Source organism: Neorhizobium descurainiae, assembly GCF_051400715.1.
In the GTDB taxonomy this organism is placed as follows: domain Bacteria; phylum Pseudomonadota; class Alphaproteobacteria; order Rhizobiales; family Rhizobiaceae; genus Neorhizobium.
Genome location: NZ_JBLFFK010000047.1, coordinates 1 through 10,639, shown reverse-complemented (window position 1 = coordinate 10,639; position 10,639 = coordinate 1). Strand labels below are relative to the sequence as shown.

Annotated in this window: 11 protein-coding genes and 2 pseudogenes; 1 reads left to right on the top strand and 12 read right to left on the bottom strand. The window is 62.7% G+C overall.

From position 1 onward, the window contains the following. Window positions 1–91: 91 nt before the first annotated feature. The 12 genes and pseudogenes from ACMGE0_RS33020 to trbB form a co-directional block, all read right to left on the bottom strand. Window positions 92–349, bottom strand: a pseudogene (locus tag ACMGE0_RS33020) (recombinase family protein); the annotation flags it as partial. Window positions 350–450: 101 nt separating this feature from the next. Beyond that, window positions 451–687 carry a DUF2274 domain-containing protein gene (locus ACMGE0_RS33015; RefSeq protein ID WP_436820088.1) on the bottom strand — a complete coding sequence of 79 codons (237 nt, stop codon included), beginning with the start codon at window positions 685–687 and terminating at the stop codon, window positions 451–453. Continuing rightward, window positions 684–1,877 carry a TraB/TrbI/VirB10 family type IV secretion system protein gene (locus ACMGE0_RS33010; protein WP_436820087.1) on the bottom strand — a complete coding sequence of 398 codons (1,194 nt, stop codon included), beginning with the start codon at window positions 1,875–1,877 and terminating at the stop codon, window positions 684–686. Before ACMGE0_RS33010 ends, ACMGE0_RS33015 begins: the two co-directional genes overlap by 4 nt. After that, window positions 1,874–2,890, bottom strand: a complete 1,017-nt coding sequence (gene trbG / locus ACMGE0_RS33005; protein ID WP_436820090.1) for a P-type conjugative transfer protein TrbG — start codon at window positions 2,888–2,890, stop codon at window positions 1,874–1,876. The genes ACMGE0_RS33010 and trbG overlap by 4 nt, the downstream gene beginning before the upstream one ends. A 23-nt stretch (window positions 2,891–2,913) precedes the next feature. After that, window positions 2,914–3,603: a conjugal transfer protein TrbF gene (trbF, locus tag ACMGE0_RS33000; RefSeq protein WP_436820086.1), complete on the bottom strand. Its 690-nt coding sequence runs from the start codon at window positions 3,601–3,603 to the stop codon at window positions 2,914–2,916. Then, a complete protein-coding gene (gene trbL / locus ACMGE0_RS32995) occupies window positions 3,600–4,982 on the bottom strand; it encodes a P-type conjugative transfer protein TrbL (protein ID WP_436820085.1) in 1,383 nt (460 codons plus the stop codon). Before trbL ends, trbF begins: the two co-directional genes overlap by 4 nt. Then, window positions 4,979–5,284, bottom strand: coding sequence for a putative entry exclusion protein TrbK-alt (gene trbK-alt / locus ACMGE0_RS32990; RefSeq protein WP_436820084.1), 306 nt, complete (start codon window positions 5,282–5,284; stop codon window positions 4,979–4,981). Before trbK-alt ends, trbL begins: the two co-directional genes overlap by 4 nt. A gap of 10 nt (window positions 5,285–5,294) precedes the next feature. After that, entirely contained in the window at window positions 5,295–6,080 is a 786-nt protein-coding gene (gene trbJ, locus ACMGE0_RS32985; protein WP_436820083.1) for a P-type conjugative transfer protein TrbJ, read from the bottom strand. Continuing rightward, entirely contained in the window at window positions 6,077–8,581 is a 2,505-nt protein-coding gene (gene trbE, locus ACMGE0_RS32980; protein ID WP_436820082.1) for a conjugal transfer protein TrbE, read from the bottom strand. Before trbE ends, trbJ begins: the two co-directional genes overlap by 4 nt. Window positions 8,582–8,590: 9 nt before the next feature. Further along, complete coding sequence (locus ACMGE0_RS32975; RefSeq protein WP_436820081.1) at window positions 8,591–8,869, bottom strand: VirB3 family type IV secretion system protein; 279 nt, start codon at window positions 8,867–8,869, stop codon at window positions 8,591–8,593. After that, window positions 8,866–9,141, bottom strand: coding sequence for a TrbC/VirB2 family type IV secretion system protein (locus tag ACMGE0_RS32970; RefSeq protein WP_436820089.1), 276 nt, complete (start codon window positions 9,139–9,141; stop codon window positions 8,866–8,868). Before ACMGE0_RS32970 ends, ACMGE0_RS32975 begins: the two co-directional genes overlap by 4 nt. A gap of 98 nt (window positions 9,142–9,239) precedes the next feature. Then, window positions 9,240–10,196 carry a P-type conjugative transfer ATPase TrbB gene (gene trbB, locus ACMGE0_RS32965; RefSeq protein ID WP_436820080.1) on the bottom strand — a complete coding sequence of 319 codons (957 nt, stop codon included), beginning with the start codon at window positions 10,194–10,196 and terminating at the stop codon, window positions 9,240–9,242. A 229-nt stretch (window positions 10,197–10,425) separates the two neighbouring features. Between trbB and ACMGE0_RS32960 the strand changes: the two are divergent. After that, window positions 10,426–10,548 (top strand): annotated as a pseudogene (locus ACMGE0_RS32960) (hypothetical protein); the annotation flags it as partial. Between the last annotated feature and the right edge of the window lie 91 nt (window positions 10,549–10,639).

Below are 10,639 nucleotides of genomic sequence, written 5' to 3'. Positions count from 1 at the left end.
CCGGATCGATGACCTTATGCCCTGGGCTTATGCCGAGAAGCCGATCATCAAGGCCGGGGTCTGAGAACATCGCTTACCTTGCTTCGACAGCTGGCATAAGATTGGCATCGAGCTTCTTCAGTACCCGATAGCCGTAGCAGAGGCCGCCGCCGGCCTTGCCCTTCTCCACCCTGCCCCGCAGGCCGCGATGCGTCTTCATGGCAAGGTCCTTCATGAACAGCGCATTCATCGTTCCCTTCAGGCCGACATGCAGTTCGGAGATTTCTCCCTCGGCCAGGGTGACGATGGTGACGCCTGCGAACTTCAAATGCTTGTAGAGGGTGGCGACATCGGCCTGGTCGCGGCTGATGCGATCAAGAGCCTCGGAGCGTGGACCGCACCAATCTCAGCCTCAACTTACTCTTCCACAATTGCCCTGATCAAGCTGAACCGCTGGAATGCAGAATGCGCCTATCCACCAGGTTCTTGCAGTCGATTTCTTGCCGTTCTGAACCCTTTGTCGGCCGCCATGAACCTCTGGAGCATCGGCGCAATCAGCTTTGCCGGCTGCGGCGGTTCGGCCTCACCGGCGGTCGTGGCAAGGATCGCCGCATAAGCCTGCAAATCCCGAAACACTGCTGCGGGCAGTTCGACGGTAACTTTAATCGGCCGGTCATCGGGAATGGCGAAGAGTTTTAACTTGGTCATGACGGCTCCTTCACGGCCCCGTAAGGCTGCATAATGAGATCACGGTTGACGGCGACTCGAACCGGGAAGCCTGGCCGGATCCTGAGCGTAGGCTGGATGTTGAGCTGTCTGCGCACAATCTGCTGACCGATATTGGAAGCGCCGTCCTGCGCGCTTTCACGGATTGCATTGGCGATCTCGCTTTCGTCGTCCGTGGAAAGCTCGGTGCCGATGCCGAGCAGTGTCGAAAGAGCGGCCACCCGGAAGAGCTGTCCCCAATGGCGATCAACTTCATCCTCCAAGCCGGCAAATCCTTGCGGATCCGTGCCTTGTAAGCGTTCGAGGACGGTGGACGTCCCGTCCGGCATGATGAGCCGGTTCCAGATCAGCAGAATCCGCGACTGGCCGAAAGCGACCTGGCTGTCATACTGCCCGATCAGACGCGAGCCCTGTGGAATGAGCAGATGCGTCCCGGTCGGCGTGTCGTAAACGTGCTCCGTCACCTGCGCGGTGATCTGGCCGGGCAGGTCCGATTTAATGCCGGTGATGAGGGCCGCCGGGACGACGGTGCCGGCTTGCACCACATATGGCGAGGCTTTCCCCTGAACTCGGTCGGGACTGACAGTACGCCTATCGGCTTCAGCGTTGACGAAGGCAAGCTTGCGATCCTGCATGTTTTGCGCGGAACCCGGATCGAGCGGCGGTGTCTCAGCCGGCAAGTTCTGGCCGGTGGTGTCGGTATTGCCGGTCCTCGTTGAGCCGGCCTGGCTGTTGTTGGTCCGCACACCGCGACTGTCGGTAAACAGTTTCGCAAGGCGGGCGGCTTCGATTTCGGCCAGACGCCTTTGTTCTTCAGGATCGACACGCGGCGTCTGGATCGCCGGCGGCACGACCGGCTTGCCCTCTTCCTGCGCCCGCAGGATCGGCCGGCCGAGATCGCCCGGCAGCGCAGGCCCCAGCTTCGGGATATTCGTATAGTCCTTCGGCAGGCCGGCTAGCCCGTCGGCCGGCATCCGGTTTTCGGTATTGTAGAGTTCCGATGGGGACCGGTTGCCGCGGCGACCCGTGTCGAGCGCCCAGAACAATGCGCCGGCCACGGCGAGGCTCGCCACGCCGCCGAGGCCGATCAGGACTTTTCGGGAAAGCCGAGTGACACGCGGCGGGTCAGAACGCAATCGGAATTGTGCCTTGAGATCATGAGCATCCGTCATCGGTCGCTTCCTCGCGAGAACAGCCCAGCACGCTTCACGGCCGCAGGCCGCCCGTCGGTGCGGACGATACGGACGCGGCGCTGTGAATCCTTATCGCCAAGGCGCAATTCCGCGGCGGCGAAAAGCCGATCGACGACATAATAGTTCTGACGGGCGCGATAATTCACCAGTTCAGAATTGCCGGAGGGGCCGATCACGAAGAGCGGCGGCATCTCGCCCTGACCGATGCCGGAGGGGAATTCGATGTAAACCTTTGAGCCGTCATCGAAGGCCCGTAGCGGCCGCCAGGGCGCTCCATCGCCCTCAATACGATAGCGGAAATTCAGCTTCGAGATGTCGACGCCGCTCGCGACAGGTTGAAGCTCTGCCGCCCGCGCATTCTGCCGCCGCAGCGCAATCAACTGGTCGGCCGGGTATTGCCAGGAGACGGAGGCCATGTAGGTCTTCTCCGTCGAGCGGAGCTCCATATGATAGGTCCGCCGGTCGGTATTGACGACAAGGTTGGTCTGAAGATCCGGCCGGGTCGGCTTGACCAGGATATGGACCTGCCTGCCCTCCCCTGTTCCGCTTTCGGTATCGCCGATGATCCAGCGCACCGTGTCGCCGGCGGCGACGGGACCGGAGCCGACAAGCTGTTCGCCCGGCTGCAACGCGATGTCCGTCACCTGGCCGGGCGCGGCATAGACCTGATAGAGCACGCCGATGGCGAACGGATAGACCTGCACAGCATTAATGAAGCCGTCACGGACCGGCTGCATGCGGGCGGCCTCGTTGGCGGCGCTGATGCGCGCTTTCGGATCGGCCGGTTCGGGTTTCGCCTTGCCGCCGTCGACCGGCTTCAACTGGCCGGGCAAAGGCAGCGTCTTCGGTATCTCCACAACTTTCACCGGCGCGACGGGATCAGCTTTCAGCACGGCTGGTGCGGCATCGTCATAGTCGATTTCCGGCGGGATGTATTTTTTCGCGCAGCCGGCGACCACGGTCGCCGACATCAGCGTAGCCGCCAGAATCATCGTTCTTTTGCTGTGTGCCCTGTTCACGATCCCATCTCCTTCGACCAGTTGATTGCGTTGACGTAGACGCCGAGCGGATTGGCACGCAGCCTGTCGGCCGTGTTCGGCTGTTGGATCACGACGGTCAGGATGGCCGTCCATCGCTCGGTGGCCGAAAGCTGGCCGTTCTCGAAATGCCGTTCGATCCAGGCAACGCGAAAGCTGTCGGGCGAGGCCCGAATGACGCTGGAGATCTCGACGGAAATTTGCGTCTTGCCGACCTCGGTGAACGGGTCGTTAGCGCGGGCATAGTCGTTGAGTGCGACGGCGCCGCGGTCGGTGGTGAACTCGTAAGCACGCAGCCAATTCTGACGGACGATAACGGCATCCGCCGGAATGCTCCGGACTTGCTCGATAAAGCGGGCGAGGTGCCAGGCGATCTGCGGATCAGTGGGTCTGTAATCCGCGACGGCGGGAGCAATAGCCTGCGCTTCTCCGAGTTTGTCGATCTGCACCACCCAGGGAACGACCGTGCCGCGTGTCGATTGCCAAACCAGCGCTGAAGCAAAGCCACCGGCAAGCAGGAGCGAACCGAAGGCCATCAGCCGCCAGTTCTTCGCCTGCACCCTGGCCGATCCGATCCGCTCATCCCAAGCCTGTGCGGCCCTTTGGTATGGGGTTTCAGGCTCCGGGGTGCGAGCGTAACGCACTGAAGGTCGTTTGAAGATGTTCATCGGCGATCATCCTGATTAAGGGAGACGGACATGGAGCCGCCGCCATGGTCGCCGGAGCGTACCGTGTGGGCGGCAGTGCTAACCCCGTGATGGACGGTGCTGTCACGCTTCATCCGCTGCGCCCATTCGGGCGGCGAGGACGGTGCGACCCCACCACCGAGACCGGCAGATGCTTGTCCCGGAGAGGATGGATCATTGGCGGCTGCAGCGCCGCCGGGATTGAGTTCGTTCCCGCCGCCTGTCGCCTTCCATGCGCCCGACCGCCCGGCGCGATAGCTGGCGCGCATGGCTTCCGTGGCACGAGAGGCTACCTCCCTGCCCTTGTTCATGACGAGGCCGGCACCCGCCTGGGCCACACCGGCAAAGCCGGCAGCACCACCGCCCGTTCCGGTATTGCCCACGGAAGCGTCGGCAAGGCCGTAGGCAGTCCGGGCACCACCGGCGAGTGCTGCCCCTCCCCGCGCCGTACCGCCGATGGCGCCGGCGGCTGCACCGAGACCGGCGCGTGCTCCCATGTAACCGGCTGCTCCGAGGCCGGCGGCGGCAAGACCCGTTCCAACTGCGGCACCTGCCCCCAGTTGCGGTGCGCCCGAGACGAGCCCAGTGGCGATGCCGGGACCGAAGATCGACAGTCCCATCAGGGCGAGCGCACCGAGTACCAGGGATAAGGCCTCGGTGATCGTCGGCTGCTCGGAAAAGCCGGCAGTGAACTCACTGAACAGGCCGGAGCCGATGCCGACGATGACCGCCAGCACCAGAATCTTGATGCCGGAGGCAACGATATTGCCGAGCACCTTTTCGGCCAGGAAGGCAGTCTTGTTGAAGAGCGCGAAGGGGATCAGCACGAAGCCCGCAAGCGTTGTCAGCTTAAACTCGATGAGGGTGACGAAGATCTGGATGGCGAGGACGAAGAAGGCGATCAGCACGATTACCCAGGCGACCATCAGCACGAAGATCTGTACGAAATTCTCGAAGAAGCTGATGTAGCCCATCAGATCGCCGGCGGCCTCAAGGATCGGATTGCCGGCATCGATACCGACCTGCGCCACGCGGCCGGGCTGTAGAAGCTCGGCGCCGGAGAGCGACGATCCCCCGGCCTTGAGGCCAAGCCCGCTGAAGCTTTCGAAGATGATGCGGGCCAGGTTGTTGAAGTTGCCGATGACGAAAGCGAAGAAGCCGATATAGAGCGTCTTCTTCACGAGCCGCTGCAGCACGTCCTCGTCGGCGCCCCAGGCCCAGAACACGCCGGCGAGCACGATGTCGATGGTGATCAGGGCCGACGTAAGGAAGGCGATCTCGCCACCGAGCAGGCCGAAGCCGGAATCGATATACGAAGTAAAGGTCTCGAGGAAGCGGTCGATGATGCCGGTATCGTTCATGGCAGCGGCGCCTTATCGACACCAGGCTTCGGAAGGACCGATGGCTCGGGGTTGCCGGCGCCGAAAAAGCGGCGGCGAGTTTCGTCCCATACCTTGCGACATGTAGGATCATCCAGAGCGGCAACTCCCATGTCCCGGCAGCGGGCTAGTCTTGTGATGGTAGGGTCGCCGCCCGGATCGCGGAGGCGGAGAGAGGGGGCATCCTCCGGACCATCGTTATTATGCAGGGCTGAAATTGCGGCGGTCAGCCCCGCACCGATGGCGACAACGGCGATCATCCGGGCGGCGATCTTCAGGTCCATGGGTCTGCCCTCAATCGTGGAACATGCGGACACTGGACGGATTGTAGGCGGAGCCGGCCATGAAGCGGCTGAACTGTTCACGGGCCTGCTCCTCGGCCGCGGCCCGCCTTGCCTGTTCGAGCGCATCGGCTCGGCCCTGCGCGGCCAGCATTGCCGTCAGGTCCGAAATCTGCCTGGCCTGCACGGCGAGCAACTGGTTGCCGGCCTGGGTCGCCTGCAGCATGCCGACCGCCGACTGGCTGGCATCGAGCAGTTCGCCGGTCTGCTGTCGTGTTCCCTCAACATTGCCGACGGCCACTGCCCCTGCTTTCAGCGCGTGCTCGAAGGCGGAGACCGATTGTTGCCAGCGCAGGCGTGCGGACGAGATGAGCTGTGCTGAAGATCGATCGCCGGAAGCAAAGTCGCGATAGGCGGCGTTGAACTGCTGCTCGATATTCTGGACATTGTAGCCGAGCTGTTGGGCCTCTCCGAGCAGGCTTTTCATCTCGGAAAAATTCCCCTCGATCTCGGATAGCATGGAAGTCGGCAGGCTGGTCAGGTTCTTCGCCTGGTTGATCAGCATCTGCGCCTCGTTGGCGAGCGATGTCACCTGATTGTTGATCTGCTCCAAGGCACGAGCTGCCGACAGCAGGTTTTCGCCATAGTTCCTAGGGTCGAAGACGATCAGCGCAAAGGCCGGCCGGGGAATGAGCGGAACCGTGGCAAGCGGTAGAACCGCCGGAAGCAAGAGGATGGACGCCCTGACCGTGCAGCCGAGCAAGCTGGCGCGTGTGGCACGGATGGCAGTGCTCTTCATGACGAAATCTCCTCTTCGGGTGATGGGAAAGCGGATACCGGTCCGCCGTCGTTGGCGGCCGACTGGTCGATGACGTTGGTGAGGTCGGGAACGAGGTCGGCGGCCCACCGGAGACCGTTGGCCTCGAGCCAGGCTTCGAGGAAATGAGGCCGGGCACCGTGACGCAGCAGTTCGTCGATCAGGGCATGGGCCGCCTTGTCGGAGGCGGCGCAAAGGGCCAGGGCGATTTGGCCAAGGCCAAGCTCGAACAGACGATTGCCGCGCCGCGACTGGCAGTAGTAGTCCCGTTTCGGCGCGGCACGGGCGACGATCTCGATCTGCCGGTCGTTAAGGCCGAACTGGCGGTAGACCGCGGCGATCTGCGGTTCGATGGCGCGTTCATTGGCCAGGAAGATGCGCGTCGGGCAGCTCTCGACGATAACCGGCGCGATCGGTGAGGCTTCAATGTCGGCAAGCGACTGCGAGGAGAAGACAACCGAGACATTCTTCTTGCGCAGCGTCTTCAGCCACTCCTTGATCTTTGCCGCGAAACCACCGTCGTCCAGCGCCCGCCAGCCCTCGTCGATGATGAGAAGCGACGGGCAACCGTCGAAGCGGGATTCGATGCGGTGGAAGAGATAGGAGAGCACGGCGGGTGCGGCTCCGGTTCCGATCAGCCCTTCGGTCTCGAAAATCTGAACCGACGCTTCTCCCAGCCATTCCATTTCCGCGTCGAGCAGCCGACCATAGGGACCGCCGATGCAGTACGGGCGCAAGGCCTGCTTCAGGGCCGAGGATTGCAGCAGCACCGTCAGGCCGGTGATGGTGCGTTCCACGACCGGCGCCGAGGCCAGCGAGGTCAGCGACGTCCACAGATGTTCCTTGACCTCTGGCGTGATTGTGATGCCTTCGCGAATGAGAATGTCGACCAGCCAATCGGCGGTCCAGGCGCGTTCCGGCATGTCGTGGATGCCCGCGAGCGGCTGCAGCGATACGGTATTGAGCAGCGAAGTGTCGTCGGTGAGCGAGCCGCCGAGATCCTGCCAGTCGCCGCCCATGGCCAGCGTGGCAGTGCGGATCGAGCCGCCAAAGTCAAAGGCGAACACCTGACTTCTTTGATAGCGCCGGAACTGCAGAGCCATCAGGGCAAGCAGCACACTCTTGCCGGCGCCGGTCGGGCCGACGACCATCGTATGCCCCACATCACCGACATGCAGCGCGAAACGAAACGGCGTCGCCCCTTCCGTCCTGGCATAAAAGAGCGGCGGCGCGTCGAGATGCTCGTCCTTCTCCGGCCCGGCCCAGACCGCCGAGAGCGGCATTATGTGCGCCAGGTTCAATGTCGAGATCGGCGGCTGCCGGACATTGGCATAGACATGGCCGGGAATGCTGCCGAGCCAGGCTTCGATGGCGTTCACCGTTTCCACGATGCAGGTGAAGTCATGGGACTGGATGACCTTTTCGGCGAGACGGAGCTTTTCGTCGGCAATGCGCGGGTCGGCGTCCCAGACCGTGACGGTCGCGGTCACATAGGCTTCGCCGATCTGATCGGAACCGAGGTCCTGAAGTGCCGCATCAGCATCGGCCGCCTTGTTGGCCGCATCCGAATCCAGCAGCACGGATTGCTCGTTGGTCAGCACTTCCTTGAGGATGGCGGCGATGGACTTGCGCTTGGCGAACCATTGCCGGCGAATGCGGGTAACGAGTTTGGTTGCATCGGTCTTGTCGAGCATGATCGCCCGCGTCGACCAGCGATACATGAAGGCGAGCCGGTTGAGGTCATCGAGGATGCCGGGGAAGGTGACGGTCGGGAAGCCGATCACGGTCAGCGTGCGCAGATGTGCATCGCCCAACCTCGGCTCCAGTCCTCCGGCAAGCGGCTGGTCGGCGAGCAACGCGTCGAGATACATCGGCGTTTCCGGAACTCGGACGCGATGGCGCTTCGCGGAAATGGTCGAGTGCAGATAGGTGAGCGTATCGGCGTCATCGAGCCATGCCGCTTCCGGCACGAAACCTTCGACCAGGTGCAGCACCCTGTCAGTACGATCCACGAACCCTTTGAGCAGTTCCCACGGATCGACACCGGATCGCTCGCGGCCCTCGTAGAGCCAGCCCTCCATGCGCGATGCTTCCTCCGCCGGTGGCAGCCAGACGAAGGTGAGGAAATATCTGCTCTCATAGAGCAAGCCGGATTCTTCAAACTGTTCCCGGCGCTCCATATCCAACAGGGCCGATGCGGAATCCGCAAACAGACTTTTCGGATAGTCGGTGGCGGGATTTCGCTGCGCCTCGACAAAGATCGCCCAGCCGGAACCCAGACGGCGTAGCGCGCTATTGAGCCGCGCCGTGGTGCCGACCAATTCGGACGGCGTCGCGCTGTCGAGGTCGGGACCACGAAACCGCGCGGTCCGCTGGAAGCTGCCGTCCTTGTTGAGCACAATGCCTTGCGCGATGAGCGCCGCCCACGGCAGGAAGTCGGCAAGACTGGCGTTCTTCTTACTATATTCAGCGAGGTTCAACATGGCTGGGCCTCACACGCGGAGATAGGTCGGGTAGCGAAGGTGCCGCCGGCCGACATCGACGAATTGCGCGTCGCGCCGCGCGGCCCACACCGCAGCAAAGTGGCCGATCATCCAGATCACCAGGCCGGCAAGCCAAAGGCGCAGACCTAGGCCGATCGCGCCGGCCAGTGTGCCGTTGGCGATTGCGACGGCGCGCGGTGCGCCGCCGAGCAGGATGTGTTCTGTCAGCGCCCGGTGGACCGGCGCGAGAAAGCCACGAACCTCTTCCTGTTCGAGCGAGATCCTCATGCGATCAGCGCTCCACCGCCGAAGGAGAAGAAGGACAGGAAGAAGCTCGATGCGGCGAAGGCGATAGACAGGCCGAAGACGATCTGGATTAAACGACGGAAGCCGCCCGCCGTATCGCCGAATGCCAGCGCCAAACCGGTCGAGATAATGATGATGACGGCGATGATCTTGGCGACCGGACCTTCGACGCTTTCCAGGATCTGTTCCAGCGGCTCCTCCCATGGCATGGAGGAGCCAGAGGCGCGTGCCGGCGCGGCCGCCGCCATCAGCATGATGGTCGTGAGCGCCGTCGAACTGACCAGACGGACACGGGCGCCACGTAGGACGGAGGGTGCCCGCGAAACGGGCAAGACAGGCGGTATACGCACAGTCACGACTGGTCTCCTTTCGAGAGCGGTGGCGTATGGGAGGGGAGTTGAGCATTCAGGGTTCGGTAATCGCCGGTGGCCGGATCCAGCCCATCGACCAATGCAATCTCCGCAAGTCGACGGGCAGAGCCGCGGCCGGAGAGAACCGCAATGATCTCGATCGTGTCGGCGATGAGCGCGCGCGGAACCGTCACGACGGCTTCCTGCACAAGTTGCTCCAGCCTTCGCAGGGCGCCGATAGCCGTATTGGCATGGATGGTGCCGATGCCGCCGGGATGTCCGGTGGCCCAGGCCTTCAGGAGATCGAGGGCTTCCGCCCCGCGCACCTCGCCGATTGGAATGCGATCTGGGCGCAGGCGCAGCGACGACTTGACCAGGTCTGAAAGCGAAGCAACGCCATCCTTGGTCCGCATGACGACAAGATTGGGTGCCGCGCATTGCAACTCACGCGTATCCTCGATCAGCACCACGCGGTCGGAACTCTTGGCGACTTCAGCGAGCAGCGCGTTCGTCAGCGTCGTCTTGCCGGTAGATGTGCCGCCGGCGACCAGGATATTCTTTCGCCTCTCGACGGCGACCTGCAGCACATCGGCTTGCGCCTGCACCATGATGCCGGCGGCGACATAGTCGGAAAGCGTGAAAACAGCCGCCGCCGGCTTGCGGATCGCGAAGGCTGGGGCTGCGACGACGGGGGGCAGCAGGCCCTCAAACCGTTCGCCGGTTTCGGGGAATTCGGCAGAGACGCGTGGATTGCCAGAATGGATTTCAGCACCGACATGATGAGCGACCAACCGCACGATGCGTTCGCCATCGGCGGGCAGCAGCATATCGCCGGTGTCGGCGAGACCTTCCTTTAGCCGGTCTACCCACAGCCGGCCGTCCGGGTTGAGCATGATCTCAACAATGGTGGGGTCTTCGAGATGGCGCGCAATAGCTGGCCCCAAGGCCGTCCGCAGCATCCGCATCCCGCGTGAGATGGCGTCCCGATTATGAGAGTGTGCAGGCATGTCATCCCCGTTTCCGGCCATCCGGGAAAGGCTCGGATGGCGACGGGGACAATCAAGAAAGGCACATTTGGTCTGGCGGCAACAAGATTATTTCAGGTTTCGTAGGCGGTCGTGGGGGAACGAAAAAATACTTGAGATATGCGGTACTGTGGCCATGTAGTCCGCTCCGTTCCACTACACCTATGACTTCGGCGATAATTGGCAGCATACAATCACGGTCGAGGCAGTAGGCCGGCACGTAGCTGAGTGGAAATCGCCGAAGACAAGTACAAGAGTTGGGCGGGTTTGGCAGCGCGGTCTTTAGGTACCTCGCTCGTCCCCGGCGCGAACAAATAATTGTTGTGACCCTGATTTTTGAGGGTTGCGGGGATGGGTGACGGGGATTGTAGATTGCG

Excerpts from the sequence above, each read along its gene's own strand:
- trbL (WP_436820085.1), bottom strand. The coding sequence starts at position 4,982 with ATGAACGATACCGGCATCATCGACCGCTTCCTCGAGACCTTTACTTCG.
- trbE (WP_436820082.1), bottom strand. The coding sequence starts at position 8,581 with ATGTTGAACCTCGCTGAATATAGTAAGAAGAACGCCAGTCTTGCCGAC.
- trbG (WP_436820090.1), bottom strand. The coding sequence starts at position 2,890 with ATGATTCTGGCGGCTACGCTGATGTCGGCGACCGTGGTCGCCGGCTGC.
- trbK-alt (WP_436820084.1), bottom strand. The coding sequence starts at position 5,284 with ATGGACCTGAAGATCGCCGCCCGGATGATCGCCGTTGTCGCCATCGGT.
- ACMGE0_RS33010 (WP_436820087.1), bottom strand. The coding sequence starts at position 1,877 with ATGACGGATGCTCATGATCTCAAGGCACAATTCCGATTGCGTTCTGAC.
- ACMGE0_RS32970 (WP_436820089.1), bottom strand. The coding sequence starts at position 9,141 with ATGCTGATGGCGGCGGCCGCGCCGGCACGCGCCTCTGGCTCCTCCATG.
- trbB (WP_436820080.1), bottom strand. The coding sequence starts at position 10,196 with ATGCTGCGGACGGCCTTGGGGCCAGCTATTGCGCGCCATCTCGAAGAC.
- trbJ (WP_436820083.1), bottom strand. The coding sequence starts at position 6,080 with ATGAAGAGCACTGCCATCCGTGCCACACGCGCCAGCTTGCTCGGCTGC.
- trbF (WP_436820086.1), bottom strand. The coding sequence starts at position 3,603 with ATGAACATCTTCAAACGACCTTCAGTGCGTTACGCTCGCACCCCGGAG.
- ACMGE0_RS33015 (WP_436820088.1), bottom strand. The coding sequence starts at position 687 with ATGACCAAGTTAAAACTCTTCGCCATTCCCGATGACCGGCCGATTAAA.
- ACMGE0_RS32975 (WP_436820081.1), bottom strand. The coding sequence starts at position 8,869 with ATGAGGATCTCGCTCGAACAGGAAGAGGTTCGTGGCTTTCTCGCGCCG.